Here is a 26,280-nt window from a genome sequence, read left to right as displayed (position 1 = left end):
ATTTGGCCGGTTCAGGAAGCGGCGTGGTCGAACTCTCCCTTCCGTACCCCGTCGAGGAAGCAGGCCCACTCGTTCTCGTCGAACACCGAGATCAGTTCCCCGGTCGTGCGCAGCAGGGTCCACTCGCCGGCGAAGGCGACCTCGATGCCGCCCTCGTCGGTCTGCGTGCGCCGCCACTCCAGGACGCCGGGGTCGAGGCCCAGTTCCTCGACGGACGGCTTCCTCACCCTTCCCTCCTCGCCACCGCGCAGTAGGCCCACCGCGAGCCGTCACTGTCGGCCGCCTCCGGATCCTCCGCGCCCCATTCACCGATGTAGCAGACCTTCGCCGCCGCCCCCTCCCACGGCGGGACGATCTCCATTCCGGTGAAGAAACGCTCGATCTCCGTGCGCGACCGCGGATGAACGCTCGCGGTGGACTTGGCGTACACCTCCCTGAGCGTGCCGACCGCCCGGTCGGCCTGCCGGTCGCCGGTGCCGGCCGACAGCACCAGGTAGCTGCCGGGCGCGAGCCGGTCCATGTACTCCCGGACGATGCCCCACGGGTCGTCCTCGTCCGGGATGAAGTGGACCAGCGCCACGACCAGCAGCGCGACGGGCCTGGTCAGGTCGACCATCTTGCCGGTGACCTCGTGCCCGAGCAGCCCGTCGGGGTCGCGGAAGTCGGCCGTGATGAACGCCGTCCCCGTGGACCCCGCCAGCAGCTTCTCGGCGTGGGCCCGCACCATCGGATCGTTGTCGGCGTACAGGACCCTCGCGTCGGAGGCGACCGCCTGGGCCGCGTCGTGCGTGTTGTTCATCGTCGGCAGGCCCGCGCCGATGTCGATGAACTGCCGGATCCCGCGCAGGGCGAGCCATCGCACCGAGCGCTGGAGGAAGCCGCGGTTCGCCCAGGCCGTGTCCCCGGCCTCCGGCATGTTCACCAGGACCTTCTCCGCCGCCGCGCGGTCGACCTCGAAATTGTCGGTGCCACCCAGGTAGTAGTCGTACATCCGGGCGGGGGTGGGGACCGTGGTGTCCACTCCGGGTGGAGCCTGCTCGGTCTCGCTCACCCATCGCTCCCTTGCCACAACTTGTGATGCACGAATTATGAAGCAAGGGTCGCCCCTCCCGCGCCTTTTCCGCAAGGGTCCTCCGGATTCCGCTCGGCCCGCGCCCGCGGGGTTCGCGCCCCCTTCGGAGGGCATGACCGGCCCCAAGGGGGAAAGGCATGAAAACCGAATCGGATCTCGCGCTGCGCCACCTCTCGTTGCAGTTCATCGGCAACACGACGACGCGCTGCCGCACTGCGGTCCGTACACCCTGCTGACCGACGACTCCACCGCCGCGCCTGGGGAGACCCACGCCCTCCGTCACCCGTGAGGCCCGGCTTATCTGCTGTGAGCTGGGTAAATACACCAGAGAACCTACGGTTGGACAGAACATGTTCGAGATCGAGGACATCCGTCAATGGCGCGGCCGGGACGTGATCGACCCGTCCGGGAGCAAGATCGGGCCGCTGGAGGCCGTCTACGTCGACACGCTCACCGACCAGCCCTCGTTCGCCACGGTCAGGGTCGGCATGCCGACCCGGCAGCGCCTGGTCTTCGTGCCGCTGGCCGGTTGCACGCTGGGCCCGGCCCACCTCCGCGTCGCGCACGACAAGAAACAGGTCAAGGGCGCTCCGGGGATCGACACCAACGGCGAGCTGTTCGCCGAGGCCGAACCGGAGGTCTTCGCCTACTACAGGCTCCCCTACCGGGCGGCCCCCGACGAGCGGCTCCTCGCCCGGCGCTGACGTCCCGCCCGGCGCTAGCGTCCGTCGAGCAGGGGGCGGCGGGGGTCCCACACCGTCCCGTCGCGCTGGTCGCGGCGGCGCCGGGCGATGCCCGCCAGCGCCTCCAGCACGACGCGGTTGGCCAGGGCCGAGGTGATGTCGGCATGGTCGTAGGGCGGGGAGACCTCCACGACGTCGACGCCGGCGACCGGCAGCTCGTAGGTGACGCGCCGGACCGCGTCCAGGAGTTCTCGCCCGGTCAGCCCGCCGGGCTCGGGCGTGCCGGTGCCGGGGGCATGCCCCGGATCGCACACGTCGATGTCGACCGACAGGAACACCCCGTCGCACCCGTCGGTGGCGATCTCGAACGCCTCCGTCAGGCACTCGTCCAGGCCGCGGGCGACGATCTCGGACATCTCGTAGGAGCGCATGCCCTGCGCGGCCATCCATTCCAGCGTCTCGGGTCCGGGCCAGTACCCGCGCAGGCCCAGCTGCAGGAACCGGTCGCCGCGCACCGCCCCGGACTCGATCAGCCGCCGCATCGGCTGCCCGTGCCCGACCAGCGAACCGAAGTTCACGTTCCCCGTGTCGGCGTGCGCGTCGAAGTGGACCATCGAGACCCGTCCGGCGCCCAGGTGGTCGGCCACCCCTGCGGCGTCGGGCCACGCGATCGTGTGGTCGCCGCCCAGGATGAGGGGGATCGTCCCGGTACGGGCGACCGCGTACACCGCCTCCTGCAGTGATCGGACGGAACGCTCGGCGTCCCCGGAGTACATCTCGACGTCGCCGGCGTCGTAGACCGTGAGGTCACCGTGGAGTCCGTCCACCCGCAGGGCCAGGGACGGGCGCGAGCCGTTGTGGGGCAGGTAGCAGGACTGCCGGATGTACTGCGGCCCGAACCGGGTCCCCGGCCGGTGGGACGTGCCGCCGTCGAACGGGGCCCCGATGATGACCACGTCGGCGTCCCCATACGTGGACGGGTCCGACCAGGTGCAGCGCGGCACCCCCAGGAACGTGAGGTCGGGACCGAACTGTGGACCGTACCTTTCCGGCATTGGCCACCTCCACCGTCTCCCTTCCCCCACCGGGCTCGTCCGATGTGCGAACGGCCCCGTCCCGAACGGATCTCGGGACGGGGCCGTGCCGTCGGGCGAGTGTCAGCCGCCGACTCCGGAGGCCTCCGCGGCCGCGATGATCGTCGTCGCGTCCTCGGGCAGCAGATGACCTGCGCTCACCGACGCCTGCGCGGCCGCCCGGACCTTGCCGACATAGTCGGCATGCGTCGGGTACAGCGCGCTGAGCACCGGCTCCGCCGTCCACGGAAGGGACGGATCGGACGGGTCGCCCGCGTCATGCCGGTCCCAGGGATCGGCGCCGCCGTTCCACGGGTCCCGGGCGCCGTACAGGCCGCAGAAGACGCCGCTGCCCGCGGTGTCGCGCATCCCGGTGAGGGTCCGGGTCGGCACCGCGACGTCCGGCAACCGGACTCCCCCGGCCGCCAGCCCGGTGCGCGGGTCGCGCAGGACCGTGTCGAGCGGCGCCCCGCTCGCCGGCCGCGCCCCGCCGCGCGCCCACGCGTCCAGACGGCGCAGCGCCGCGTTCATCGAGTAGTGCCCGGGCCCGTCGTTGAACGGGGCCGACCCGGCCGCGCAGTCGGGCGCCGGCGCGGCCGACCCCGCCGACTTCTTCAGCGTCGGGCCGCCCAGGTCATAGGCCCACTGGTCGCCGTGCGAGGTGCCGGCCAGCTCCCAGTGCACGACCCGGTCGGTGTCCGGCTGCCGCGCGGCCGACGCCAGCGGGACGTCGGTCTCGGTCAGCACCACGAAGGTCGGCACGGTCAGGTCCGTCCGGATCCGGGACGGGTTCGGCATCCACAGGGTGTCGGCCAGTTCGCCGCTGATCGGGGCCCCGACCGCGCCGTTGCTGTGGATCATGAAGCCGTCGTAGACCCGCGCGACCGGCTGGACGGCGTTGGCGTAGGTGGTCATGAGCCCGGCGGACTGCGACTCCCCGTCCGCCAGCAGCGTCCTCACCGCCAGCCCGCCGAGCGGGTCGGGCCCGTCCGGGCTGCGCAGCGCCTGCCCGGCCTGGGAGAAGATGTCGTAGGAGAAGGCGTCTCCCGGGTGGACGAGGCCGCCGTACCGGGCCGGGTCCCACCCCTTGAGCCCCCGGATCTCCCCGAGCCCCCCGTTGACGCCGACCGACTGCGCCGAGACGCCGACCCAGGCGTACCCCTTGCGCAGCAGCTCGTCCCGAGCGAACCAGTAGTCCGGGGACAGCTCCATCTGTCCGCTGACGTTGAGCCACTCGACCACGACGGTCCCGTTGAACTTCGCCGGATCGGAGGGGCGCCGCACCAGGAGCCTGGTCTTGTAGGGGGCCTGCCCGGACGCCCGGACGTCCCACCGGCCGTTCGACGTCCACAAGCCGGACTTGGCGTACGAGGTGGCGGTGCCGGCGATGAAGTACTCGCTCTCGGTGTACCCGAACGACCCGAGATCCTCGGCCGCCGCCAGGAACGGGAAGCCGTGGCCGCCCGGCGGCGGGACGGTGACCACGGGGCCGGGTGCCGCGGCCAGGGCGGGCGGCGACGCGGACAGCAGGGCGGCGAAAAGCCCCGCCCCCGTCGCCGCGGCGGCGACCCGCCGCCAGGGAACCCGCAGGGAGAAACGCACGGTGACCTCCACGATGTCAGGGGGCCACAGTGTGCGCCGCCCGCGCCGTCCTCCACATCGCGCGAATCACCAGTCATGGAAACGGCGCCGCCCCGTCCAGAACATGGACGGGGCGGCGCCGTTCTCTGGTTTACCAGCGGTACCAGCGACCGCGCTTGCCGGACGGGCCGGCGCTGCGGAGCACGAAGCCCAGCAGCCACAGGATCAGGACGATCGCCGCCACGACCCACAGGATCTTGAGAGTGAAGCCGACGCCGAACAGGATCAGCGCCAGCAGAAGCACCAGGATCATCAGCCACGGCATGGGGGGTCCTCCTCGGTGGTCTGCCTTATGTTTCATTCGGGCCGTTTTGTCCCCGGCAAATGAAGCTTGATGCACGGCAAAGGTCTCATTTCGGACACGCAGCGGAATGGTCCGGGAGGCGGCACCGAGCAGACCGCCCACATCCGACCACCGCGCCCATGACACGTGGCCGGCTCAGAACTCGGTGAGGGGTTCCGCCTCGTAGGCCCGGTGGAGCAGGTCCAGGAAGCGGGGGGCTTCGGGCACGGGGGTCGGGCCGATCCGGTGGACCGCGACTCCCGGGGTCCAGGAGTTCATGACCACGGCGCCGGCCAGGTCGGGAAGGTCGGCGGGGGTGATCTGCCGGACGCGCTGGGGGACGCCGAGGCGGTCCAGTTGCCGGCGGACGATGCCCATCGTGGTCCCGACCAGCATCTCGGCGTCGGGCCACACCACGGCGTCGCCGTCCCAGAAGGCCAGGTTCCAGATCGTCGCCTCGCTGAGGCGCCCCCGGCGGTCGACGAAGGCGGCGTCGTCGAAGCCGTCCTGGACGGCCCGACGCATGAGGTAGGTCTTGGCCACCTCACCGACATGCTTCAGGGCGGGCAGGAACCGGTCGTACTCGACCGTCGCCAGCGTCAGCGGTCCCGCCGGACCGGACGCGGGCGGCCCCGTCCGGACCAGGACGTCGGGCTCCGCGTGATCCCCATCCGCGCTGAACTCCCCCGACGACGAGTACATGGTGGCCGTCAGCGAGACGTCCGCGGGTCCCGCTTCCAGCGCCGCCCGCAGACAGGACCGCACCCGCTCGTCCGGCAAGGCCCTGCCGAACAGCTCCATCGAGGCGGACCCCAGCCGTTGCAGATGAAGGTCGAGGCCCCGAACCTTGCCGCCGCGCACCTGCATGGCGGTGAAGTGGGCATAGCCGGCGAAGGCGAGCGGCGCGAGCTCGTCGATGGACGCGGCGTGGCCGTTGCGTTGGACGACAGGAGTGGGCATGGTGCTTCTCTCCAGCGGGGCGGAACGATCGCTTGCACGTCGACGTTAGGCATTCACACTGGTGAGAAGGTCAATCCAGGGCGGTGACATGCTGATCGGGGAGTTGTCCCGGCGTACGGGGGTCAGCCCGCGGCTTCTGCGGTACTACGAGGAGCAGGGCCTGCTCCAGGCCGAGCGCGGCCCGAACGGCTACCGCCGCTACGGCGACGACTCCGTGCTCACCGTGCGGAAGATCCGTGTCCTGCTGGACGCGGGCCTTTCCTCCGAGGTGATCCGTCAGGTGCTCCCCTGCACCCGCAGCGACCAGCCGGATTTCGACTGGTGCGCGGACATCCGCGATCTCCTGGACCGAGAGATCGCGGCGCTCCACGCACGTATCGAGGGCCTCCAACGCAACCACGACGCCCTCACCGGTTTCCTCGCCCGCCGTTCACCAGACGAGTAGCCACCGGCCCGCGATCGATGACCGAGGCTTCGCCACCGGCGTGCGAGGGGGCCGGGCCTGGTCCAGCGCGGCCAAGACGACGCCCGGCCGTCCCTCGGGCGCCCCGCTCCTGCGGTTACCACGGGCCCCTACGAGCCACGCGTGACCTGGGGGGCGGCGCTATGAGGCTGGGGTTCGGGTGAGGAGGTGGCGGGTCCTTCGGTGGGCGCCCTCGTTGGCCATGTCGGACTGGGCTCCCGGTGGGGGCACCCGGACTTCGATGCGTCCGTTCTGGATCCGCGCCTCGTAGCACGGTTGCGGCGCGCTGGCCGGGCCGCGCTCGATGCCGCCGTCGTCGAGGCGGAACGTGCTGCCGTGCCACGGGCAGGTGACGCAGCCGTTCTCGATCGTCCCCTCGCCCAGCGGACCGCCCATGTGAGTGCAGGTGGCGGCGATGGCGTGCAGCTTCGTGGCCGTCCGGTAGAGCAGGATCCGCACTCCGTCCGCGTCCGCCGTGCGGTGCTCGCCCTCGGCCAGTTCGGACGCCGCCAGTACCGGAGTCCAGTCGTCCGGGCCCTGCTGCCACGCGGTGCGGTTGACGTTGAGGCCCCTGGTGAAGGTCAGGTGGCCGCCGAGGTAGGCGCTGACCCCCATCGCCGTGAAGCCGGCGAACCGCAGGGCCTTGGCCTTGCGGGTGCGCGCGAAGAGGGACGCCGCGTACAGCGCCAGCGCCGCTGTGTTGATGCCCGCGTGGACGAGCCCCACCCTGCGCTCAGCCCCCAGCGTGTCGCACCAGTCGTTCAACCCGGTGAGGGCGGTGGGCACGGCGGCGGCCACTCCGGCCGCCGTCAGCAGGTCGGCGACGGGTTCGGCCTCGGATCCTCCGGCGAGGTCCAGCAGCCCGGCCATGCTCCACGCGCCGATCGCGGCGTCGGTGAGCGCCGGATGCAGCGGGTGCCCCAGCTTGGTCCCGCTGAGGAGATCGCGGACGATGCGCGGCCGGACCGCCCATTGGACCGCGGAACTGACCGGTTCGGCGACCTTGTCCAAGCCCTCCGCGTTCTCCAGCCGGTGGACTGCTCTGTGCGGCATGCTCATAACGCCCTCCCCCAGACACGACTACACGTTCGCTCCCTATCCCCCGAACACCCCCTGAAACCGTTCACCCCTCACCTCGCCCCAGCCACAGGCGACATCGGGAGCCTCCGGACGTCCCTGCGCAGCGTCTCGGTCTGGCCCACGGCGCCCTCGGTGAGCACCGCCCCACATGTCCACTATGCTGGACGCCGACCGCTTCGCGGTCGTCTGGAGCGGGTGACGTGGAGGCTGGATGATGTTGCGCTTCGAGCTCGACGACCTGGCCCGGCCAGAGGTGCACCGGCTGCTGGAGGAGCACCTGGCCGACATGCACGCGACCTCGCCGCCCGAATCGATCCATGCGCTGGACCTGAAGGGGCTGCGCGGCCCGGCGGTCGCGTTCTGGTCCGTCTGGGACGGGCCGGAGCTGCGCGGATGCGGCGCGCTCAAGGACCTCGGCGGCGGCGATGTCGAGCTCAAGTCCATGCGGACGGCGCGAGCCGCGCGGGGGGCGGGGATCGGATCGGCCATGCTCCGGCACCTGCTGACCGTCGCCGCCGAGCGCGGTCACCGGCGGGTCCTGCTGGAGACCGGAAGCCAGGAGTTCTTCGCGCCGGCCCGGCGGCTCTACGCGCGGCACGGATTCACCCCGTGCGCACCGTTCGCCGACTACGTGCACGACCCCAACAGCGTCTTCATGGAGCTGCGGCTCGACGCCGAGGTGACGGCATGTCCACTTTGATGGAGGATCCGAACGTCCTCGGACGGCGCGTCAAGGCGGAGCGCGCGCGGCGCGGCTGGTCACTGGCTCGGCTCGCCGACGTCTCCGGTGTGTCCCGAGCGATGATCAGCAAGATCGAGCGCGGTCAGAGCAGCCCGACCGCCGCCCTCCTCGGCAAGCTCTCCGCCGCCCTGGAGCTGAGCATGACCGAGCTCCTGTCATCGGCGGACGGCGCCGCCCCCGGCCAGGTGCGTCGCGCGGCCGACACCCCTGACTGGACCGACCCCGACACGGGCTACCTGCGACGGCAGATGTCGAGGCCGGGATTTCCCGCCGACGTCACCGAGATCGTCCTGCCCGCCGGTGCCCGGGTGCCCATGCCGGCCGCGTCCTACGCGTTCATCGCCCAGCTCGTCTGGGTGCTGGACGGCAGGCTGAGCCTCGTCGAAGGGACGGCCACGCACGTCCTCACCGCGGGTGACACGCTCGAACTCGGCAGGCCCCAGGCGCGCGAGTTCGTCAACGAAGGCGACGGCGAATGCCGTTACGTCGTGATCGTGACCCGCAAGGCCACAGCCTGACCGGGGACGGGACCACGTCCTCCGCCGACCGGCGACGTGGAGGCCGCAAGGCTCCCCCCGAACATGCTCCTGTCCGCCCGGACATAGGATCAACGCCATGGCAATGCGGCTCGTGCAGATTGCGGTCAAGGCTCACGACGACTCCGCACTCGGCCGGTTCTGGGCGGAGGCGCTCGGCTGGAGTATCTCCAGCGAAGGGCCCGGCGTCACCAACCTCCAACCTGAGGGCTTCACCTATCCCGACCCCGTCGCCGTCTGCATGGACATCCTTGCCGTCCCGGACCCCAAGACGGTGAAGAACCGCGTGCACGTGGACTTGGCCACCACCTCCGCGGCCCACCAGGCGGAGTTGGTCGCGCGCCTCCAGGATCTCGGGGCGACGCCCGTGGACGTGGGCCAGGGCGACGTTCCGTGGACGGTCCTCGCCGATCCGGAAGGCAACGAGTTCTGCGTGCTGGAGCCTCGGCCGATCTACCGGGATACCGGACCGATTGCCGCGGTGGTGGTCGACTGCGCGGACCCGCGGGCCATGGCCCGGTTCTGGGACGAGGCGCTGGACTGGACCCTGCACGAGGTGACCGACGACCATGCGGTGATGCGCTCGGCAACGGGCGTCGGACCGTATCTCGAGTTCCTCCGCACGCCCGATGTGAAGACCGTGCTGAACCGCATCCATATCGACCTCCGGCCGTACCCCGGCGACGATCAGGCGGCGGAGGCGGCCCGGCTGCGGGCTCTCGGCGCCACCGACGCCGACGTGGGCCAGGGCGACGTTCCGTGGACGGTCCTCGCCGACCCGGAGGGCAACGAGTTCTGCGTTCTCACGCCGGGCTGACGCAGAGCCGCGCGCTCATCCGCCGGCGCAAAGGAAGGCGCCAAGGCCTTCGTGGAACGCCGACTCCCAACTGGACCCCCACTGACCGCAAAGCCCGATCGCGAACGGGAAGTGAGCACGCGGGCCTTTCTGTGCCGCGCCGGATGGCGGGAACCGCGCGAGGCGGCCAGGAGGCCGACGCAGTTCTTCTCTTGGACCGGTGAATGGACATCCGGCCCGGTCCGTTTTCTGATCCAACCGGGGGGAAGCCAGCAGTTGAGCCATGACGGACGCACAATGCTCGGGTGACCCGACCCAGAATCCGTGTCGCCGCCTACGTGATCAGGCATCGCTCCGGCCCCGAACTCCTCGTCTTCGACCACGTCGGCATGCCCCAGGCCGGCACCCAGGTCCCCGCCGGCGGCGTCCACGCCGAGGAGGAACCAGAGCAGGCCGTCCTGCGCGAGGTCGTCGAGGAGACCGGCCTGCGCACCATCTCCGTGGTGGAGCGACTCGTCGTGGACGACAAGCCCCATCCCGACACCGGCCGGCCGCGCAGGACCACCTACTTCCACCTTCACGCTCCGGCGACCACCGCGGACGCGTGGAACCACGCGGTATGCGGCGATGGCGACGACACCGGCCTGACCTTCGCCTGTCGTTTCCTGCCGCTGCCGCTGACACGACCCCTGGCAGATGATCAAGACGCCTGGCTGGGCCGGATCGCCCCCCAATGGGCCACCACGCCTGACGACCAGCGGTGACAGGCGTCCTCTCGCCCCTCAGGCGAACAACAACGGCGCGTCTCGCCGGAGTGTCCATTCCGGCCGGCCCGAGAACCTGGCGGGAGCCATGCGGAGGCTCAGGGAGGCACGGCGAACCCGCATGATCGCCCCGGGCGGCCGACTCCATGGCGTCGGCGCGGAAGCTGCCGGGATTGTTCGGGCCCGCCACGGAACCGATCGGCCGTCACAAGCATCACATTAGGCGAGAAAGGTGCAACGGCACCCGGCAGTCTCTCGCTGCGGTACCTTGCACGCTCCCCCCATTCCCAAGCATGGAGGAATACATGCGGCGTGTCGCCATAGTGACCGTCCTCTCCGGCGCCCTGGCCGCCGGAGTCCTCGCCGCGGGTCCGGCCGCGCAGGCGGAGACCAAGCCCGCCGACAAGTTCGGCAAGGAGGTGACCACCACCAGCCAGGAGGCGCTCTCCAAGAAGGACCTCATCTCCGAGGCCCAGACATCGGGGCAGCCGCTGACCGCCGCGGAGAAGTACTCGGTCCAGGCGGCCGAGTACTGCCGGACCTACACGCGCATCCGCGGCTACAAGGCCTCCAACGGCAAGTGGATCATCGCGGTGACCAACCGCCTCAACTGGTGCTACAACGGCTCTTACGTCACCCGCTACCGCGCCTCCTACAAGGCCTACACCTACAACAAGTACAAGTGGGTGTGGAAGGGCTGGGCGATGAAGAAGGTCACCCACCCCAGCAACTGGGCCTACGCGACGTCCTACGCCCAGGGCGCGTTCCGCTACACGGGGAACGGCAAGACCTACAAGCCGTACGTCATCATCCGCGGCTACAAGAACGGCGCCTACAAGTGGAAGGCCGGCGGCTGAGCCTGCCGCGTCGAAGCACGACCGCACCATGAGCCGCCGTTCCATTCGCCGACAGTGGTCAACCACTGCGCTGGGGCCGGCCCGGGCGACCGAACCGGCGCCATGGTGACGAAAGCAGATCACGCGGGCTGATTCACAGGCCGAACACGGCCCGCACAAGGTGATCAGGGAAGCTCCTGGTCGGCCGGGTGTGCGCACACCCTGGCCGCCAGGAGCTTCCTGCTGTTCCGGGTCCGCGGTGGGCGCGATGGCAGCAGGCGGCTTGTGACCCCAGCCGAGGTCCATCGCGGGAACGGCGCCACGGCGAACGCTCGCGGCCGACTATGCCGGCGCGCTCGACGATCCCAGTCGATCAGCCAGGAGCCCCTGAAAACGCGGGCACGTCATGATGTCGTCATGCGGGCATTCACCCTCGATCATGTCGAGGGCGGCCTGCGCCCGGGCGATCCGCACCAGCAGCCTCTCGCGGTGCCGGACCGTCACCTCATGGCGCTCCGACGTGGACCGGGCGGCCAGCATCGTGCGGATGTCCGCGAGTCCGAAGCCCGCCTCCTTCGAGATCAGGATCGCCGCCACCCGGTGCACGTCGGCGTCGGTGTAGCGGCGACGGTCGCCCGCGCGGGCCGGTGCCAGCAGCCCTTCCGCCTCCCAATGGCGCAGCACGTGGGTCGGCAACCCGAACTGCGCCGCCACCTCGCCGATTGACTTCATGTCGACATTAAGTCGCACAATGACGGCCATGTCCAAGCTGCTCACCATGCTCGACGCCTTCGACGAGCTGCCCCAGGTCCGCAACCTGCGAGAACACACCTACGAAGCGCTGGGCGACACGATGGTCGACGTCGGCTGCGGGAGCGGCCGCGCCATCGGCGAGCTGGCCGCCCGAGGGGTGAGGGCCATCGGCGTCGACCTGGATCCCGCCATGATCGAGATCGCCGTCGAACGCTGGCCCGCAGGCGAGTTCCACGTCGCCGACGCCACCGCGCTGCCTCTCGACGACGGCTCCGTCACCGGCTACCGCGCCGACAAGATCCTGCACGCCCTCGCCGAGCCCGAGCAGGCCGTCGCCGAGGCCCGCCGGGTCCTGACCCCCCATGGCCGCGCGGTGCTCATCGGCCAGGACTGGGACACGTTGGTGATCGACTCCGACGATCCCGAACTCACCCGCTCCCTCGTCCACGCCCGCGCGGACCGTATGGCGCATCCCCGGATCGCCCGCCGGTACCGGAACCTCCTGCTGGACAACGGGTTCACCGACGTCACCGTCGAGGTCCACACGATCGTGTGGACCGACGCCGCCTGCCTGCCGACTCTCGCCAACATCGGCGGAGAAGGCCCCTGGCTCGACGACCAGGCCGCCAGGGCCCGCGACGACCGCCTGTTCGTCGCCATCCCGATCTTCGTCGCCTCGGGAACCCGCGCCGCTTGAGCACCGGTCCGGCCTCGGCGGCCGACACCCGCTCACCCGTCACAGGTGAGCGATCAACACGCACGGCCGCCCCGGAGGGCGCGCTCATGCGAAAGCGGCGGGGAAGCAGTGATACCTCCCCGCCGCAGAGTTGGTGCGGCGTCATGAGAACCGCACTCATGGTGCCGACCGGCCTGGATCACCCGTAGGCGAACCCGCGGCCGACCAGCTTCTTGAGGCGCCGGACCACCCTGCGGAACCTTCTCCGCTGAACGGCCCTCGCCTCGGGCGGCAGCCGGAGCAGGGACGCTCCGGCGGCGATCACACTGATCCATGACATCCCGACGACCTGCCAGATCGTCGGGACCTTCTGCTCCATGATCAGGTCGACCAGCAGCCCGAGCAGCGGAATGACGCTCCACAGAATCGTGTAGACGGCGTCTCCGAGCGCCTTCCTCGCCCTCATGTGCAGGTACCTGGGTACGACGACGGTCATCAGCGCCGTGCAGAGCAGCGCCAAGAGGACCCCCCAGGACCAGCCGACCGACAGGTCCTCGCCCGCCAGCTTGGCCCAGATGGCGAGACCGACCACGCCCAGGCCCGTGCCCAATGCCTGGAACTGGTCGGCTTCGGCACCGCCCCGATCGACGTAGCTTCGGGAAAGCGCCATGTAGATGATGCCGGAGAGAGCCGATCCGATGGACCAGATGACTCCCCACGGACGCGCCGCGATGTGCCATGCCTCGATGGAGACGGCAAGGCCCAGCACGATGAGCAGCGGCACCAGCATCGCCGCGAACCGCTGCCCCGTCTGCCAGACCTCCTTGGAGTAGGTCATGGTCGAGACGGCGAACGTGATGGCGTTGATGGTGGCGAGAGCCGTCCCCGTCGACGTCATCGCCAGGACCATCATCCCCCGGCCCATGATGTTGCAGCCGGCGAAGACGACGATGGCCCCCACCGCTCCCCAGGTGAACAGGAGCCGCTGAGGCCGCGGTTCCGTGAGACGGGACGGCCCCAGAATCCGGAGCCTGAGCCTGTATGCCACGAGCAGCAGGACTGTCGCGCCGATGCCGTACTCGGCCGTCGTGATGACCAGAAAGCACAACGCGACCGCACACATGGCCTTCACGGCTCTCCGGGTGTACCGGAGCCGCTCAGGCCGCTGCAGCATGTGGCGGAACAGCCCCAGGATCTGGAACCTGCGCCCGTACACCACGAGCAGCAGGACTGTCGCGCCGATGCCGTACTCGGCCGTCGTGATGACCAGAAACGACAACGCGACCGCACACATGGCCTTCACGGCTCTCCGGGTGTACCGGAGCCGGTCAGGCCGCGGCTGCGTATGGCGGAACAGCCCCAGGATCTGGAGCCTGTACGCCACGAGCAGCAGGACCGCCGCGCCGATGCCGTACTCGGCCGTTGCGACGACCAGCGCGGACATCGTGATGCCTTCGAGCAGGTAGTTCTTGAAGATCGACCGCCCGAACAGCTTCGACGAACCCTCGACGAGGGTGAGACCCGCGCCTAAGGCCAATCTCTCCGGCCCCACGGCCGGTGGAGTTTTCATTTGTAGATCCCCTCGAACGGGCGCGCAAGGAGATCAGCTCTGAGCCGGTCCCCTGGAGATCGCGCCGATGGATGCGACGAGACTCCGCAGAACCGGAAAATTTCTCTGGTTTGTGAAGTTCGAGAGGATCATATGCCCGGCATAGCGCCGGACGGCAGGACCGACGGCCAGAGATGCATCAGGCATCCGTTCGGAAGGCGCCCCCGATCGATCGCGGGACCTTCGCACACCCACCGTCAGCAAGCACTGGCACTCCGCGCCCACCGGTCCGGACGCTCGGGGCGGCGCGGCGGCGGCCAGGGGCCGACCACGCGCAGCCACGTCAAGCCTCGCCTACGAGTTCGGGCTTCGCGGTTGCCGATGGCGTCGGTTCCACGACGGTCTTCTCCGGAATGTGCCTTCGGGCACCCACTACAAACGAAAGAAGTCTGTGATGCTTTTGTCCGCTGTCGTCATTTTCCTGCTGGGCGTCCTGGGAGGGCGCGAGGCGAAGGCGAAGCCCTGCGAGAACCCGAAGGACTGCAAGAGGCTGAAGGACCGCGGGGGCCTCATCACGGCCGCCGCCGGGTTCGTGGTCTTCGTCCTGGCGGGCCTGCCCAACGTGATCCTCGCCGCTGCCGTGCCGGGTTTCCTGGTGGGGCTGCTCACGACGAAGAAGCCCTGGGTGGTCTGGCCCGTGGCCATCGTGGCGATCCTGATCGCCCTGAAACTGAGCAGCTGAGCCTCAGGACCACCATCCTGAGGGCCGGCAGGCTCATGGTCTGACAACCCGGTCCGAGCTCATGTGCGGACGGGGTGACCCGGTGTCCCGGCGGAGAGGCGCAAGCCTCCCCGCCGGGACATTCTTGTCATAGGACCAAAGACCCGCAGGTGGAGCCATCTACGGCGCAGAGATCGACCTCGTATCCCGACGGTCGACGGGCAGTGCGCTACGCAAGACGCGGGCTATGAACCTGCCCAACCAGCGGCATTCGAGTAGGGACTCGTGCCATTGGGAGATCCCCAAGGCGCTCGTCCAGGCTGCTCGGAAGCGGGCCGCAGGGCACCTCCTCCGATCGTTGCCGATCTTGGTCCGCCGAGGACTGTAGAGAGGAGTCGGCCAGAAGGCCATGGACCCCTCACCAGAGGGTCCATGGCTTGATCGGCCATAAACCCGTCCCGGCCAGGCCAGGATCAGGAGAAAACAAATGAGATCAATGAGATTGCCCATGCTCAGGGGCCCGCAGATGGGGGCTGCCCTCATGCTGGGCTCGGTAGTGATCGTCGGGGTGGGCTTCGTGTTCACCCGGGTGCTGTCGGCCCCTCTCCAGGGGACCCTGGGGATGACGGTCTTCGGTGGTGGCATCCTCGTCGCGATCGCGCTCGTGAAAGACGGCGTCCAGGGACTGGACCCGCGCAAGCTGACCCCGCGTCAGCGGAGGGGGATGCTGCAGCACGCGCTGACCAGCTCGCTGATGAAGATCGGCGGGCCCATCGCGTTCGCTTTCATCGGTGCGGGCCCCTACGCCAGCATCACCGCGTTGGGGAGCCTCCTCGCCGGCCTTCCCAAGACCACGGGGACGGGTCGGGCCCTTCGGGTTCCGATCTTCCTCGCCGTACTGATCGCGACCGGTGCCCTGCTGGGCGACCAGAGCGTCAGCCTCCTGGGGATCGGTGCCGCACTCGCCGCGGCCACGCACCCCTTCAACCTGCCGAGCCAGGCCAAACTGCTCGGCGACAAGCGCGACCAGGGTGTCGCACAGGCCAACGTCATCTGCATGTTGGTCGTCATCCCGGTGTGCTTCCCGTTGGCCGAGTACCTCGGGACACCCATCGGGGACTGGTCGTGGGGCCCCACCGAGATCGTCGCCATGGTGGGGGCAGGGCTGTTCGCAACGGCCCTTGCCGCCGTCATGCAGACGCGCGCGGGCATCTACCTGACCAAGGGCGGCATGGGGGTCTGGGCCGCCACGGCCCCGGCTCTCCAGCCGATGGTGGCGGTGGCACTGGCTCCCGCCCTCTTCGCCCTGTTCGGCATCGCAACGGTGAACCCGGGCCCCGTCCAGTGGGTCGCCTTCGGGATCGTCACCTCCACGTCCGCCATCACCGCACGGCTGGACGCGGAGGCCGCCGAGGCCACGGCGGCCGCGAAGGCCGCGGCGGCTGCGGAGGAGACACCGACAAGACGGGACTGACCCCGTCCCAACTGTTCCGGTGACGCTACGACAACTGCGTCGACGCGCCACCCGGACAGCCGCAACACGAGAGCCCGGCCTCCGCCGGGCTCTCACATTTTCGCGACCTCACCGTCGCCTCCAGAAGTCACCTGCAAGCAGGTGGGCCCTACAACGCGTCCTTCGGCGTCCGCCCGGCTCTGGCAGCCCGGACGTCCGAGGTGTTCGCTACGGTCCCCGCATGATCACCCGTCCTACCGAAGACCTTCGGCGGCTCGGCACCCTTCCCGACTCGTTCCTGGAGCGGGTCGACCAAGCGCTGCTCGCCTTCGAAGCCGAGCTGACCGTCCTTGACCTCACCTCCGACCAGGCCATCATGGCCACGGTCGAACGCGTGGTCGTCGCGCTGAACCAGATCGACGGCACCGACGACCACAGCTTCGACACCATCGACCGCGAAGCACTGTGCGAATACATCGACCAAGCTCTCACCCAGACCGGAGTCGATGTCGAGGCACTGGCACACCGGCAGGGCATCGACCCGGCCGCGCTCACAGACCAGTGGCGAGACTGGTGAACACCCGGGCAAACCGGTTCGGTTCCGCCTGGAGCGCTGCCGGAGTCGCACGGTTCAGGCCCGGTGCGGCTCGGGGGCACCGCTCGGGATCGCGTTGAGGAGGCGCTCCCAGTCGGGGTACATCGCGAGCTTCTTCTGGTGCATGGCGATGATCTTCTCGTTCAGATGCGGGTCGGAGTCGTCCGAGAACCGGACGTGGGTGAGACGGGCCAGGTACGGCAGGATCTCGGGGTCGCCCGCCAGGTGGGCCGGGTCGTGGATGTAGCGTTCCAGCGCGGCCAGGTCCGGGATCGCCACGCAGTATCCGTGGGTGAGGCCGTCGTCGGCGTCGCCCAGCTCGGGCCCGACGAACGAGAAGGACGTCGACTCCACGGCCGAGGTCCGCCGCATCGCGGCGAGGACGGCCTCCTTTCGTTCCGGAGTGGTGTCCGCCTTGAAGCCGAAACGCTGCGTGATCACGATCATTCCGCTCTCCTTCACAAGGTGTGCTTGTGACCGTAGGGCCCGTCGGCAAGACGACCAATGCCGCAGAGTCTCGATTTCATAAGTGATCGTCTTCCGACTAGCCTTTCCGCATGGACGTGCTGAGCGACGTGATCGCCGTGATGCGCACCGGTGCGCCCCGGTCGGCGCGAGTGGAAAGGCACGCGCCGTGGGGCCGGCGGTTCCGCCACGCGCCCGGCACGGCCGGGTTCGAGGTCGCGCTGGCCGGGTCGTACTGGCTGCTCCCCCGTGAGGGCGACCCGATCGCCGTGGGCGCAGGCGACGTGCTGTTCTTCCCTCATGGAGGCGAATACGGCCTGGCGGACGCGCCCCTCACGCCGCTTGCCGATATTCCGTTCCCGGGGGTGGACGAGGACGACCCGGACCGCCCGTCCGCGACCGGGCCGCCGAGCGCCGTCGTCCTGTGCGGCGCCTACCAGCTCGACGCCGACCGCGGGCATCCTCTGCTGGACGACCTGCCCGGCATCGTGCACCTCCCAGCCCGGGTCGGCCGCCAGTCCTGCCTGCGCGCTGCGGTCGACCTGCTCGGCTCGGAACTGCAGGAACCCGGCCCGGGCGCCGGCGCGGTCGTGCCGTCACTGCTGGACACGCTGCTGGTCTACATCCTGCGCACCTGGCTGGACGAGCAGCCGGCCTGCGGCGGGACCGGCGGGTGGGCCACGGCGCTGGCCGACCCCGCGGTGAGGGCCGCGCTCGACGCCGTCCACAGCGATCCGGCGCGGCCCTGGACGGTAGCAGAGCTGGCGGACCGGGCGGGACTGTCGCGGGCGGCGTTCGCCCGCCGGTTCAACGCACTCGTCGGACGGCCACCGCTGGCCTATCTGACCTGGTGGCGGCTGACCACTGCGGCGCGGCTGCTGTGCGAGTCCGACGCGCCGCTCGGCACGGTGGCCGAGCAGGTCGGATACAGCTCGGAATACGCCTTCGCCAACGCCTTCAAGCGCGCTTTCGCGGTCGCTCCCGGCCGCTACCGACGGATGCGCTGACCCGCCGCGGGCACGTCCACGACCGCTCAAGAGATCCGGCGGCCGGCAGGCCGCCTGCCAGGGCGCGCCGCGGTACGGACGCCGGAGGGCTGGCGCTTCCGCGAGGTACGGATCACGCCCGCCTGGACACGCGAGAACTGATCTCTCCGGGAGGAACGCCGCTTCAAGATCGCGAGTGAGGCCCAGCGCGGGGCAGCGCGTCGACCAGGTCCACGTCGGCGGCCGGGACCTCACCGACGTGGACCTGGTCGACGCCAGCGCCCACCTGGTCGCTCACCCCCCGGAGTCCTAGGTCACCACTTGTTGGACCAGTAGATGGCGTCCATGGCCACGCGGACCGGCGGGGCGCCGTTCCGGATGTGCTTCCAGTTGGCGTCGTTGAGGCTGTAGTTCAGCCGGTAGTGGCCGGAGGCCCTGGTACGCAGGTCGCTGTGCCGGAGGCCGGCGATCGGGGCGTAGCGCACCCGGTGCTGGGCTCCGATGAGCGCGGGCGCGGCGCTGGAGGAGTTGACCGCCTCGTCCCGGTCGGTGGCGAGCAGCGTCCAGTCGGTGCCGCCGTCGGCCTGGGGCAGCTGCGGGCCGAGCCAGTTCAGGAACGAGTTCATCCCGCTCATCTCCCGGCACTGCTTGTCGGACGCGCAGAACGTCGGCACGATGGCGCCCTTGTGCGGCGTGCCGAGCGTGACCACGTCCTGGATCAGCAGCTTGGGCGGCCAGCCCGGCTCGTGGCGTGCGGAGCCGGCGATCGCGGCGCGGGCGACCAGGCCGCCCATGGAGTGCGCGACGATGTCGACGGTCTGGCCCTTGGACGAGTAGTTCTTGTAGATGTTCTGGGCCAGCTGCCTGCCGAGATCCTTGATGGAGGTGTCGGTCGACCCCTTGGCGATCCGCACACAGCCCTTCGGATCGTCGGTGGAGTAGTAGCCGACCCGGTGGAACTTGCCCGTCCAGCCCCAGCCGCGCATCGCCTTCACCGCGCCGGTCCACTTCTCGGCGCATCCGGTGTCGGTGACCTTCTGCCGGTACCCCTTGATGAGGTAGACGGGCGTGTTCGCCGAGTCCCCGCTGACACGGGTGGCACCGGCTGCGATCTGCGCGGCGGTCAGACTTTGGGCCGCCTGGACGGTCTTGGTGCCCCCGGCGCTCAGCTTGGTCTCCCGAGCGGGCAACGCGTCGCATGCCACCAGTCCCAGACCGGTCGTCATCACGAGGCCGGCGGCGGCGAAGGCAGCCTTTCTCCGGACGGTGATCGCCATGATTCATCTCCCCTTCGGTAACTGCTGGAGAAATTACTTGAGGTAAATCACGGGAGGGCAGGGCTGAAGGACCTCAATGCGCCGCTGGAATTTTGGGGCCCTAGGGCTCTAGTGGGATGCAGGGACCCCGGCAGCGGGCCCGGGCCCGGGGTCCGTGCAACCTCCCCCAAGTATCTCGTCCGCGCAGTTCAGAGCCTCGCAGAATCATCCGTTGAGTTTCAGAGATTGCCAAAGAAGCGCTGACGAAGAACTTCGTCAGGTATTCGCCGGCGCCGATCACAATTACACGATGATCAAGGGTTGACCTGCTCACCCGGCCCCTCTAATCAGCACGCCGAGGTCAGCCGAAGCAAGTGGCTGGGCGGCGCCACGGGCCCCAGACATCGGTGCACGCTGGCACGCCTGGAGCCAAGCGCCGACGGCAAGTGGCCCACCACCGCTGAGGTCACCACGCCGAGGAGGACCTCCACTTCGCGTTCAGCGCAGGTGGTGCCGTACGTGACCACGGTCCCGTGAAGCTGCATCGCTGAACTCGCCGAAACCGGCTGCCGCGCCACCGAAAGCATCACCCGGCACCAGCAACCCGAACCGCCGGGACCTGCGGTCCGCACCGACGCAGAGTTCACTTATCGGCTCCACCGGGGTTATGGTCGGCCGGTGTACGTCCTCCTGTCCCTGCTCTTGGTCATGGCGCTGGCGCTTCTGCTTCTGCTCACCCTGGTGATCTACGGACGGCTCGTGGTCCGCAACCAGCGCAAGGCCCTCGGAGCACTGCGTCAAAACGGCCTCGCGTTCCTATGCCGTCCAACGCTGGGCATGCAGAACCTGGCTGGATTCATCCTCAGCGTCGACCAGAACTCGGTCGCACTGTGGAAAGTCGGGCTCGGTCAGCCGGTGCAGATACGGATCTTTCCCAGCACTGGTGCCAGAGTCGCCCCGACCACGGTGAAGGTCAATCTTGCACGCAGGTCGTCCGGGCTGTCCATTACCTCCGCCGCCACAGAACGCCTGGACGTCGTCATCTATCCAGATCCTACGATGTCGTACTCGTCCCCCGCTGACGGCGCTTTTCTCGACCTCGTCCGCGACAAGATCCAGGAGAGCCTGGCACGCACTCCCGGGTCCTACGAATGACCGCCGGCCGCCTCCAGCAATGCTGCCACTTACTTCCGCCACGCCTGCACGAACGCGACAGGCCCCGGGCGCTGCTTGCCCCCTCGCCTGGCCGACCTGAGGCGCGAACCTCCTGATCCGCAGCAACGAGGCGCAGCGTCAGTGATGAGTCACTGGCCTGGGCCTCCAGCCTGGTAGCGGTGACGGGAATTGCCGGCGCCCGCCTGCTGACCTGGCCGCTCTCCAACGCCGTGGCGGCCTTTCTCTTTTGAGACGTTGGCCGCGATGCCACTATGATCGCTCGATGTCGCTCACGGTGCGATGGATTCGGCTGCTGATGGCGGTATCGGCAGCCGGCTTTGCAGGCGCCGCCTACGCAATCCGCGCCACAATGGACGGGCCCATCGAACAGTACTCAGGTGCCGCCTTGTCCGCGGCCATCGTCTACACGATAGTCATCTTCATACGGCCCCTGATCTCCCCCCTGCCCGCTGGCAGCGCCGCGACCGCATACTGCTGGCTCATCGAGTTCGCACAGCTCACCGCCCTGCCCGCGGCACTCTCCCAACGCAGCTGGCTCGCGCGTCAGCTACTAGGCGCCCAGTTCGACCTCATTGACGTTGTCTGGTACCCCGTCGGCGTCATCCCCTTGGTCGCCGCGCATTGGTTCCTTCAGGCCCGCACACGTTCCCGAACAGGCCCGACACCCGTTGAGCCTTAGCTGAGCGCTATCAGGATATTCATACTCTCGGACCCGGGCCTCCTCGATGGAGGGGGGACGGGAACCGAACCCGCTGCCAGCTTGGAAATCAAGCCGATCATGCACGCCAAGGCCGCCGATCTGGCAGACCACGGTGCCGCAAGTGACCGTGAATGACCCCTGCTCCCGCTGGCTAATGGCTCCCTGATCGTCCGCCGCCGCACCTGTCGACCTCCTGAAGGTACGGGCACGTGGCCGCGCGTCGTCTCGACGGCCGGCGCCCGAGACGGCGGCCGGGCCGGTGCCGCCGGAGCCGCCCAGGCCCTGCCCACCCGGCCCGCCGCGATTCCCCAGGGCATGCCCTACGAGCCCGTGTCCGCACCCCGCGGCCGGCCCGCCCTGCAAAAGGCCGCGGCCGCGCCCGGGTCGTACACCGCGAAGATCATCGGGCAGTACCAGAGCAAGAACAACTGGTGCGTGCCGACGTCGAGTTCGATCAGCCTGCGCACCCTCGGCATCAAGGTGAGCCAGGCCACCCTCGCCAAGAAGATGAAGACCGCGGGCCCCGGCACCACGGCCAGGCAGGCGCTCCCGGTGCTCAACGCCTACGCCAAGCCCAAGCACCTCGCCTACCGGACCGGGGACGACATCAGCACCGGCACGAAACTGCTGACCAAGGTCAGGTACGACGCGGGCGTGCTGCACCGGGCCACGGTCCTCGGCGTATGGGCCGACGATCTGCCCTGGAACACCAAGCAGGGCTTCCCCAACCACACTGGGCACGCGATCGTCGTGTACGGCTACAACGCCAGCAAGAAGACCATCACCGTCTGGGACCCGTGGAAGGCGACCGGCGGCAAGCACACCATCAGCGCCGCCAAGCTCTCCGCCGTCTCCCAGAAGGGCGGAATGTTCGTCATCAACCCCACCCTCTGACCAAGCCGAACCGGCCGTGCCTGAGCGGCGGACGCCTCTGCCGACCGACGCGCTAGAAGACCGCCGCCGGGCCCTGGCCGCCGCCGATGCCCATCGCCTCCAGGCCGTACCGACTCAAGTGCGGTCTATGCCGTACGTGGGGTCGGGGCGCTGGGTGGCTTGGCGTTGGCGTGAGAGCTGGTCGAAGATTTCCTGGTGGTATCTGTCTTCGAGGGCTTCCTTCCCGCTCGGAACCAGGGCGATGAGCATCAGGGTGATGACGGGGCACCCGCCGATCCAGATGATCAGCGGCCAGGTCAGGGAGAGTACGCCCGCGCCGGTCGGGGCCGGTGCGCTGTGGTCCATCGTGAAGCCGGCGGCCGCCATGCCGGTGTAGTGCATGCCGCTGACGGCCAATGCCATGATCGGGATCGCGCCGGCCATCGCCAGTTTGCTTCGGACATCGCGGGTCACCCACAAAGCGGCGGTAGCGGCCACGACGGCGATGACCACGGACAGCGCGACAATGCGCATGTCGTAGTGAATCGATCCCTGGACCTGCATCGCCGCCATGCCCGTGTAGTGCATGGCGGCGACGCCGACGCCGGTGAGCAGGCCGGCCAGCAGCAGCGCCGGCAGCTTCGCCCGGCTGTAGCCGACCACGAACATGCCGACTGCGACTATGCCGACCGCGATCAGAAGACTCAGAGCGGTCAGGGGGATGTTCCAGCTGACCTCCGAGCCCTCGACGGTGGTACCCACCATCGCGATGAAGTGCATGGCCCAGACCCCGGTGCCGCCGATCGACACCGCTGACCAAGCTAGCCACAGGTTGCGAATGGCGCGGGTACCCACCCATGCCCGGCTCGTGCACGCCAGGCCGAGTCCGCAGCCGAGGCATGACACCAGATAGGCGAGCAGAGGGGCATACGTCCAGTGTTCCATCCCGGTTTCCATGTGGCCCAAGGCGAGCTCCAAACCCTCTTCTTGTGAAGAGTGGTGCCGTGAACGCGGTCGTTCGGACGGACCGTAATCGACTACGTTGGGTAACTATCAGGGTTCCTAGTTCGCCTCATCGAGGTTGCGCTGACGCTCCGGCCGGAGAAGATTGCCAAGTCAACACACCATCCGCGGCAATTGCAAGATCATCTCAGCGCATCCCGTCATGCACAGTGTGTAGTTATAGTCGTGTCGTTTCACGGCGAGGCGGCCGGAACTGTGCGGTTCTCAGGTGGCAGGAGCCCCTTGCCGGAAGGCGAAACCGCCCATGCGGCCCCACCGCCACGCGCGCGCTGCCGTGCCCGCCGGAGGTGCGAGTCGAGCCACACATCAGGGCGACCATAGGCAGAGAGACGTGTTGCCGAATCGTGCTGTTGGGGCGAGCGCGGCAACCTGGCGGCGGTCGTCGCCTCGTGTCGTTGTTGCAAGCCCTGCGTGACTGGAGCGTCCATTGACCGTCATCACGACGTTTCTCGACCGCCAACTGGCCGCGGATGCCAAGTACGGAGGACAGGCGGACCTGGATGAATGTCCGCCGCTGCCTCCAGCACTCGATCGGCATCTGCGGTCCTGCACCCGATATTCGCCCGCCTGGCTGCGCGTCAACCAGGAGATTCGGGCCCGCTGCACCCAACGCCCCGCGCTTGTTCGGCTGCTGGCGTACACGTATGCCGGGATGCCCGACTACCGGCCCGCCTGGCGGCCGATCCTCACCCAGGGCCGTGTCCCCTCAGGTCCGGGCACCGATCTCTTGCTGGAGCGGTGGCGCGGTGAGGAACGCTTGGCTCGCGAGGCCGCCGAGGAAGCCGGCCTGGACTTCGCCTGGCGGGAAGTGGACCGCCAGGATGGCCAGGGCCTGGTCGTTGATGGTGCCGGTCGCCCTCTGTGGGAGGCCGCCGTCTATCCGGAAGACGGCTTTGTCATCTCCCGCTACGGGCCGGGCCGTGTTCTCCGCGAACTGGCGGCCCGGCGCGAGATGCTGGCGCGTCTCGATCTCTCTGCCGGAACCGACCAGCTCCTCCGCCTTCTCGCCGAGCCGTATGCAAGGTAGGTGGCCAGGGGAATGTTGCCCACGAGCTGTGGACGGGCCCGCTGGCGAATTTCTGCAAGAGGAGCGGGCGACGGGCTACGTCCGCTTCAGGTCATTGCAGAGCGCGTCGCCATCAGCCTGACGCTAGAAGCGCTGGACTGACGTGTAGCGACAGCCTTTCGTCTTCGCTTCGACAAATTCGATCCCGCTATACGGGGTGAAATCACTCTCACAGTTCAAGAACTTCAGTCCGGATTCCTTGAGTTTCTGCCGAAGGATGGCTTCGATCTCGTCACTGGCACCTCCGGTGTCCCGGACGGTGAAGCCCATTCCGACCCTCTCCGAGGAGACGGAGTCGTAGTTCTTGTAGAACCGCTCGATCGTAGAGTTGTCCGTATCGATGAGCAGGAACTCGACCGCGAACTTCTGCTCCTGATACCAGCAGATGGCCTTCTTCTTTCCACCGCGGCTCCTGTCGGAAACCTGGAGCTCCACGCCAGGACCGGTCGTCTGCATCCGCTGGCAAGAACCGAGGGCCGGTTTGAGAAGTTCGGCGATCTCCTCGAACGAGCTCGCCTTGGGCATCTTGGTGCCCTTTTCGGAGTCGCCCTTGCTGTTGGCACCAGCGCCGCCGGCGCAGCCCGCCGCCAACAAGGCCGTGATGGCCAGGCAGGCAAGATTCCGAAACTTCATGACGTTCCCTCTCTCAGCGATGCGCACAAAGTTGAGACAGGCAGGGCAGAGCATGCCCTGTCCAAGGTCTCGGTGGAGCATGGTCACACCGTAGGAGAGCTGAGCATCCGGCCAAGCGGAAGTTTTCTGCTGGAGGAGAATTATCCAGGTCAGCCGGGGTTGTTTTCGGTCGTGAGGACCGCTCCGCGAGGGGTCAGGGTGTGCAGGACGTGTTGGCCCTGCCGTTCACTTTCGACGAGCCCGGCGTTGCGAAGGATCTTCAGATGTCCGGAGACCACTGAAGGACGCAGTCCGGCCATGGCGGCGATACCGCCCGTCGTTGACGCGGTGCGCAGAGAGACCAGGACCTTGGCGCGGTTGTCGCCCAGGAGGGCACCCAACGCTTCGTCGTGTGCAGTTCTTCGCGATGCGACCTGCAGTGGGTAAACCACCACAGGAGGAAGCTTGGGGTCGACGATTGCTACAGGCGATCGGTCGCAAAAGTAGGAAGGAATAAAGCAGATGCCACGCCCTCCCAGGCGGATGTCCCAGTCCATGGGATAGGGCGCGGAGAGCACGGGATCATTCCAGGTGAACGGGTACATGGAATCGAGCAGGGAGGAGAAACTGCGCTCCAGCGCGCTCAGCCTCTGCGAGCGATCCATCTCGAGAGCCGCTGCCACCTGGGTCCAGTCCGGGCGTATCAGCCTGTCATTAATGATCTGAAAGGATCGGGCCACGTCCTGCATGGCCTCCCCTTCGCCGCGGGCAAGGCTGCAGGTCCAATTGGGGAGAGCGCGACGCTTCGATGCGAAGCCCAACTCGTGCCTGATCCGGCTGCGCGGCGTCGAGCGAAGGGCGTCCAGTCCCGCGTCAAGACCCTCCATGGCCTCAATGGGCGTGAGGAAGTCGGGAAAGTAACTCGCATCAGCAGGTGCGAGGTCCATGAGGAGACGGCACGCTGAACGGACTTCAGGATCGATCTTCCGCCGGGCGTTCGCCTTCCAAGCGCTCAGCCGTGGCGTCAACCGGCCCGCGGGTGCGACGAGGACGTGGGTTCCAAGCACCGCCTCCCACATCGGGTCGGATTGCCCGGCCAACTGCATGAGCAGCAGGTCTTGGCGCGTGAAATGGATCCGCAGGACGCCGGCCATGGCCAGGAGCCTAGCGGCGGCACCGGTGAGGTCCGCCTGGCCGTTGGAACGGGCCAGTGAACGCGCTGCCTTCAACTCATGGCGGCCGAGCTGCTGACCTGCGCATCTCGGCCTGCTCGGAACGGCGACAGCCCCCGATCCTCCGAGGGTGAGCGGGGAAGCGGGGCCGGACACGGCCCGAACACCGGAAATCGTGTGGCAGCGACCGCCCCTACCACCAGCCCGCCTCAGCGAGATGGTGCGACAGACAGTTTCGCGCGGGTGAGCGCTTCGGCTCGCGGGGGCTGGGGGTA

The 26,280-nt window shown here is 68.7% G+C and carries 30 protein-coding genes; 16 read left to right on the top strand and 14 right to left on the bottom strand.

The window, feature by feature from the left end; genetic code table 11:
* Positions 1 to 11: 11 nt before the first annotated feature.
* Both BJ999_RS02665 and BJ999_RS02660 read right to left on the bottom strand, forming a co-directional pair.
* A complete protein-coding gene (locus tag BJ999_RS02665) occupies positions 12 to 227 on the bottom strand; it encodes a DUF397 domain-containing protein (protein WP_179831779.1) in 216 nt (71 codons plus the stop codon).
* Positions 224 to 1,051, bottom strand: a complete 828-nt coding sequence (locus BJ999_RS02660) for an SAM-dependent methyltransferase (protein ID WP_179831778.1) — start codon at positions 1,049 to 1,051, stop codon at positions 224 to 226. The genes BJ999_RS02665 and BJ999_RS02660 overlap by 4 nt, the downstream gene beginning before the upstream one ends.
* Before the next feature lie 371 nt (positions 1,052 to 1,422).
* Here BJ999_RS02660 and BJ999_RS02655 point away from each other — a divergent pair, with 371 nt between their 5' ends.
* Complete coding sequence (locus BJ999_RS02655; protein ID WP_179831777.1) at positions 1,423 to 1,776, top strand: PRC-barrel domain-containing protein; 354 nt, start codon at positions 1,423 to 1,425, stop codon at positions 1,774 to 1,776.
* 14 nt (positions 1,777 to 1,790) lie between these two features.
* Here BJ999_RS02655 and speB read toward each other — a convergent pair whose 3' ends face one another.
* The 4 genes from speB to BJ999_RS02635 form a co-directional block, all read right to left on the bottom strand.
* Positions 1,791 to 2,810, bottom strand: a complete 1,020-nt coding sequence (gene speB / locus BJ999_RS02650; protein WP_179831776.1) for an agmatinase — start codon at positions 2,808 to 2,810, stop codon at positions 1,791 to 1,793.
* 102 nt (positions 2,811 to 2,912) lie between these two features.
* Positions 2,913 to 4,430 carry an alpha/beta hydrolase domain-containing protein gene (locus BJ999_RS02645; RefSeq protein WP_179831775.1) on the bottom strand — a complete coding sequence of 506 codons (1,518 nt, stop codon included), beginning with the start codon at positions 4,428 to 4,430 and terminating at the stop codon, positions 2,913 to 2,915.
* 130 nt (positions 4,431 to 4,560) lie between these two features.
* On the bottom strand, positions 4,561 to 4,734 hold the full coding sequence (locus BJ999_RS02640; RefSeq protein ID WP_089315210.1) for a hydrophobic protein: 174 nt from the start codon (positions 4,732 to 4,734) through the stop codon (positions 4,561 to 4,563).
* Between the two features lie 174 nt (positions 4,735 to 4,908).
* Complete coding sequence (locus BJ999_RS02635) at positions 4,909 to 5,712, bottom strand: aminotransferase class IV family protein (RefSeq protein ID WP_179831774.1); 804 nt, start codon at positions 5,710 to 5,712, stop codon at positions 4,909 to 4,911.
* A gap of 88 nt (positions 5,713 to 5,800) precedes the next feature.
* On the opposite strand from BJ999_RS02635, the gene BJ999_RS02630 reads away from it, so the two are divergent.
* Complete coding sequence (locus BJ999_RS02630; protein WP_179831773.1) at positions 5,801 to 6,157, top strand: MerR family transcriptional regulator; 357 nt, start codon at positions 5,801 to 5,803, stop codon at positions 6,155 to 6,157.
* Positions 6,158 to 6,316: 159 nt separating this feature from the next.
* Here BJ999_RS02630 and BJ999_RS02625 read toward each other — a convergent pair whose 3' ends face one another.
* A complete protein-coding gene (locus BJ999_RS02625; RefSeq protein ID WP_218934909.1) occupies positions 6,317 to 7,228 on the bottom strand; it encodes a Rieske (2Fe-2S) protein in 912 nt (303 codons plus the stop codon).
* A 238-nt stretch (positions 7,229 to 7,466) separates the two neighbouring features.
* Here BJ999_RS02625 and BJ999_RS02620 point away from each other — a divergent pair, with 238 nt between their 5' ends.
* From BJ999_RS02620 to BJ999_RS02600, 5 genes are all read left to right on the top strand, one after another.
* Positions 7,467 to 7,955 (top strand): GNAT family N-acetyltransferase, encoded by a 489-nt coding sequence (locus BJ999_RS02620; protein ID WP_218934908.1) that lies wholly within the window; start codon positions 7,467 to 7,469, stop codon positions 7,953 to 7,955.
* Complete coding sequence (locus tag BJ999_RS02615; RefSeq protein WP_179831771.1) at positions 7,943 to 8,515, top strand: helix-turn-helix domain-containing protein; 573 nt, start codon at positions 7,943 to 7,945, stop codon at positions 8,513 to 8,515. Before BJ999_RS02620 ends, BJ999_RS02615 begins: the two co-directional genes overlap by 13 nt.
* 97 nt (positions 8,516 to 8,612) lie before the next feature.
* Complete coding sequence (locus tag BJ999_RS02610; RefSeq protein ID WP_179831770.1) at positions 8,613 to 9,350, top strand: VOC family protein; 738 nt, start codon at positions 8,613 to 8,615, stop codon at positions 9,348 to 9,350.
* A 284-nt stretch (positions 9,351 to 9,634) separates the two neighbouring features.
* The gene (locus tag BJ999_RS02605; protein WP_179831769.1) at positions 9,635 to 10,093 is read left to right on the top strand and encodes an NUDIX hydrolase; all 459 of its coding nucleotides are present in this window, start codon (positions 9,635 to 9,637) and stop codon (positions 10,091 to 10,093) included.
* A gap of 305 nt (positions 10,094 to 10,398) precedes the next feature.
* Positions 10,399 to 10,950 carry a hypothetical protein gene (locus BJ999_RS02600; protein ID WP_179831768.1) on the top strand — a complete coding sequence of 184 codons (552 nt, stop codon included), beginning with the start codon at positions 10,399 to 10,401 and terminating at the stop codon, positions 10,948 to 10,950.
* 321 nt (positions 10,951 to 11,271) lie between these two features.
* Here BJ999_RS02600 and BJ999_RS02595 read toward each other — a convergent pair whose 3' ends face one another.
* Positions 11,272 to 11,691, bottom strand: coding sequence for a MerR family transcriptional regulator (locus BJ999_RS02595; RefSeq protein WP_218934907.1), 420 nt, complete (start codon positions 11,689 to 11,691; stop codon positions 11,272 to 11,274).
* On the opposite strand from BJ999_RS02595, the gene BJ999_RS02590 reads away from it, so the two are divergent.
* A complete protein-coding gene (locus BJ999_RS02590) occupies positions 11,690 to 12,379 on the top strand; it encodes a methyltransferase domain-containing protein (RefSeq protein WP_179831767.1) in 690 nt (229 codons plus the stop codon). The two genes, BJ999_RS02595 and BJ999_RS02590, sit on opposite strands and share 2 nt — an antisense overlap.
* 178 nt (positions 12,380 to 12,557) lie before the next feature.
* Here BJ999_RS02590 and BJ999_RS02585 read toward each other — a convergent pair whose 3' ends face one another.
* Complete coding sequence (locus tag BJ999_RS02585) at positions 12,558 to 13,895, bottom strand: DMT family transporter (protein WP_218934906.1); 1,338 nt, start codon at positions 13,893 to 13,895, stop codon at positions 12,558 to 12,560.
* 466 nt (positions 13,896 to 14,361) lie between these two features.
* Between BJ999_RS02585 and BJ999_RS02580 the strand changes: the two genes are divergently transcribed.
* The 3 genes from BJ999_RS02580 (at position 14,362) to BJ999_RS02570 (ending at position 16,658) form a co-directional block, all read left to right on the top strand.
* Positions 14,362 to 14,649 carry a hypothetical protein gene (locus BJ999_RS02580; protein ID WP_179831765.1) on the top strand — a complete coding sequence of 96 codons (288 nt, stop codon included), beginning with the start codon at positions 14,362 to 14,364 and terminating at the stop codon, positions 14,647 to 14,649.
* A gap of 505 nt (positions 14,650 to 15,154) precedes the next feature.
* On the top strand, positions 15,155 to 16,102 hold the full coding sequence (locus BJ999_RS02575; RefSeq protein WP_179831764.1) for a hypothetical protein: 948 nt from the start codon (positions 15,155 to 15,157) through the stop codon (positions 16,100 to 16,102).
* A gap of 220 nt (positions 16,103 to 16,322) precedes the next feature.
* Positions 16,323 to 16,658: a hypothetical protein gene (locus BJ999_RS02570; protein WP_179831763.1), complete on the top strand. Its 336-nt coding sequence runs from the start codon at positions 16,323 to 16,325 to the stop codon at positions 16,656 to 16,658.
* Positions 16,659 to 16,712: 54 nt separating this feature from the next.
* On the opposite strand, the gene BJ999_RS02565 is transcribed toward BJ999_RS02570, so the two are convergent.
* Positions 16,713 to 17,123, bottom strand: coding sequence for a Dabb family protein (locus BJ999_RS02565; RefSeq protein WP_179831762.1), 411 nt, complete (start codon positions 17,121 to 17,123; stop codon positions 16,713 to 16,715).
* A 110-nt stretch (positions 17,124 to 17,233) separates the two neighbouring features.
* On the opposite strand from BJ999_RS02565, the gene BJ999_RS02560 reads away from it, so the two are divergent.
* The gene (locus BJ999_RS02560; RefSeq protein WP_179831761.1) at positions 17,234 to 18,148 is read left to right on the top strand and encodes an AraC family transcriptional regulator; all 915 of its coding nucleotides are present in this window, start codon (positions 17,234 to 17,236) and stop codon (positions 18,146 to 18,148) included.
* A 293-nt stretch (positions 18,149 to 18,441) separates the two neighbouring features.
* Here BJ999_RS02560 and BJ999_RS02555 read toward each other — a convergent pair whose 3' ends face one another.
* The gene (locus BJ999_RS02555) at positions 18,442 to 19,404 is read right to left on the bottom strand and encodes an esterase/lipase family protein (RefSeq protein ID WP_179831760.1); all 963 of its coding nucleotides are present in this window, start codon (positions 19,402 to 19,404) and stop codon (positions 18,442 to 18,444) included.
* A 657-nt stretch (positions 19,405 to 20,061) separates the two neighbouring features.
* Here BJ999_RS02555 and BJ999_RS02550 point away from each other — a divergent pair.
* From BJ999_RS02550 to BJ999_RS02540, 3 genes are all read left to right on the top strand, one after another.
* The gene (locus BJ999_RS02550; RefSeq protein WP_179831759.1) at positions 20,062 to 20,538 is read left to right on the top strand and encodes a hypothetical protein; all 477 of its coding nucleotides are present in this window, start codon (positions 20,062 to 20,064) and stop codon (positions 20,536 to 20,538) included.
* Between the two features lie 283 nt (positions 20,539 to 20,821).
* Positions 20,822 to 21,238 carry a ribosomal maturation YjgA family protein gene (locus BJ999_RS02545; protein WP_179831758.1) on the top strand — a complete coding sequence of 139 codons (417 nt, stop codon included), beginning with the start codon at positions 20,822 to 20,824 and terminating at the stop codon, positions 21,236 to 21,238.
* A 336-nt stretch (positions 21,239 to 21,574) separates the two neighbouring features.
* Positions 21,575 to 22,153 carry a C39 family peptidase gene (locus BJ999_RS02540; RefSeq protein WP_179831757.1) on the top strand — a complete coding sequence of 193 codons (579 nt, stop codon included), beginning with the start codon at positions 21,575 to 21,577 and terminating at the stop codon, positions 22,151 to 22,153.
* Between the two features lie 114 nt (positions 22,154 to 22,267).
* On the opposite strand, the gene BJ999_RS02535 is transcribed toward BJ999_RS02540, so the two are convergent.
* Positions 22,268 to 23,110, bottom strand: coding sequence for an MHYT domain-containing protein (locus BJ999_RS02535; protein WP_179831756.1), 843 nt, complete (start codon positions 23,108 to 23,110; stop codon positions 22,268 to 22,270).
* A 472-nt stretch (positions 23,111 to 23,582) separates the two neighbouring features.
* Here BJ999_RS02535 and BJ999_RS02530 point away from each other — a divergent pair, with 472 nt between their 5' ends.
* Positions 23,583 to 24,182, top strand: a complete 600-nt coding sequence (locus tag BJ999_RS02530; protein ID WP_179831755.1) for a DUF6221 family protein — start codon at positions 23,583 to 23,585, stop codon at positions 24,180 to 24,182.
* Between the two features lie 123 nt (positions 24,183 to 24,305).
* On the opposite strand, the gene BJ999_RS02525 is transcribed toward BJ999_RS02530, so the two are convergent.
* The gene (locus BJ999_RS02525; RefSeq protein WP_179831754.1) at positions 24,306 to 24,935 is read right to left on the bottom strand and encodes a hypothetical protein; all 630 of its coding nucleotides are present in this window, start codon (positions 24,933 to 24,935) and stop codon (positions 24,306 to 24,308) included.
* 68 nt (positions 24,936 to 25,003) lie between these two features.
* Positions 25,004 to 25,987 (bottom strand): ArsR/SmtB family transcription factor, encoded by a 984-nt coding sequence (locus BJ999_RS02520; RefSeq protein ID WP_179831753.1) that lies wholly within the window; start codon positions 25,985 to 25,987, stop codon positions 25,004 to 25,006.
* Positions 25,988 to 26,280 lie beyond the last annotated feature (293 nt).

Source organism: Actinomadura citrea (genome assembly GCF_013409045.1).
In the GTDB taxonomy this organism is placed as follows: Bacteria; Actinomycetota; Actinomycetes; order Streptosporangiales; family Streptosporangiaceae; genus Spirillospora; species Spirillospora citrea.
Note: the sequence above shows the minus strand (reverse complement) of the source record. Positions and strands in the feature narration are given on the sequence as shown.

Excerpts from the sequence above, each read along its gene's own strand:
- BJ999_RS02610 (WP_179831770.1), top strand. The coding sequence starts at position 8,613 with ATGGCAATGCGGCTCGTGCAGATTGCGGTCAAGGCTCACGACGACTCC.
- BJ999_RS02590 (WP_179831767.1), top strand. The coding sequence starts at position 11,690 with ATGTCCAAGCTGCTCACCATGCTCGACGCCTTCGACGAGCTGCCCCAG.
- BJ999_RS02525 (WP_179831754.1), bottom strand. The coding sequence starts at position 24,935 with ATGCTCCACCGAGACCTTGGACAGGGCATGCTCTGCCCTGCCTGTCTC.
- BJ999_RS02545 (WP_179831758.1), top strand. The coding sequence starts at position 20,822 with ATGTCGCTCACGGTGCGATGGATTCGGCTGCTGATGGCGGTATCGGCA.
- BJ999_RS02615 (WP_179831771.1), top strand. The coding sequence starts at position 7,943 with ATGTCCACTTTGATGGAGGATCCGAACGTCCTCGGACGGCGCGTCAAG.
- BJ999_RS02635 (WP_179831774.1), bottom strand. The coding sequence starts at position 5,712 with ATGCCCACTCCTGTCGTCCAACGCAACGGCCACGCCGCGTCCATCGAC.
- BJ999_RS02655 (WP_179831777.1), top strand. The coding sequence starts at position 1,423 with ATGTTCGAGATCGAGGACATCCGTCAATGGCGCGGCCGGGACGTGATC.
- BJ999_RS02555 (WP_179831760.1), bottom strand. The coding sequence starts at position 19,404 with ATGGCGATCACCGTCCGGAGAAAGGCTGCCTTCGCCGCCGCCGGCCTC.
- BJ999_RS02580 (WP_179831765.1), top strand. The coding sequence starts at position 14,362 with ATGCTTTTGTCCGCTGTCGTCATTTTCCTGCTGGGCGTCCTGGGAGGG.
- BJ999_RS02620 (WP_218934908.1), top strand. The coding sequence starts at position 7,467 with ATGATGTTGCGCTTCGAGCTCGACGACCTGGCCCGGCCAGAGGTGCAC.
- BJ999_RS02640 (WP_089315210.1), bottom strand. The coding sequence starts at position 4,734 with ATGCCGTGGCTGATGATCCTGGTGCTTCTGCTGGCGCTGATCCTGTTC.
- speB (WP_179831776.1), bottom strand. The coding sequence starts at position 2,810 with ATGCCGGAAAGGTACGGTCCACAGTTCGGTCCCGACCTCACGTTCCTG.
- BJ999_RS02575 (WP_179831764.1), top strand. The coding sequence starts at position 15,155 with ATGGGGGCTGCCCTCATGCTGGGCTCGGTAGTGATCGTCGGGGTGGGC.
- BJ999_RS02560 (WP_179831761.1), top strand. The coding sequence starts at position 17,234 with ATGGACGTGCTGAGCGACGTGATCGCCGTGATGCGCACCGGTGCGCCC.
- BJ999_RS02520 (WP_179831753.1), bottom strand. The coding sequence starts at position 25,987 with ATGGCCGGCGTCCTGCGGATCCATTTCACGCGCCAAGACCTGCTGCTC.
- BJ999_RS02625 (WP_218934909.1), bottom strand. The coding sequence starts at position 7,228 with ATGCCGCACAGAGCAGTCCACCGGCTGGAGAACGCGGAGGGCTTGGAC.
- BJ999_RS02630 (WP_179831773.1), top strand. The coding sequence starts at position 5,801 with ATGCTGATCGGGGAGTTGTCCCGGCGTACGGGGGTCAGCCCGCGGCTT.
- BJ999_RS02595 (WP_218934907.1), bottom strand. The coding sequence starts at position 11,691 with ATGGCCGTCATTGTGCGACTTAATGTCGACATGAAGTCAATCGGCGAG.
- BJ999_RS02565 (WP_179831762.1), bottom strand. The coding sequence starts at position 17,123 with ATGATCGTGATCACGCAGCGTTTCGGCTTCAAGGCGGACACCACTCCG.
- BJ999_RS02600 (WP_179831768.1), top strand. The coding sequence starts at position 10,399 with ATGCGGCGTGTCGCCATAGTGACCGTCCTCTCCGGCGCCCTGGCCGCC.
- BJ999_RS02540 (WP_179831757.1), top strand. The coding sequence starts at position 21,575 with ATGCCCTACGAGCCCGTGTCCGCACCCCGCGGCCGGCCCGCCCTGCAA.
- BJ999_RS02570 (WP_179831763.1), top strand. The coding sequence starts at position 16,323 with ATGATCACCCGTCCTACCGAAGACCTTCGGCGGCTCGGCACCCTTCCC.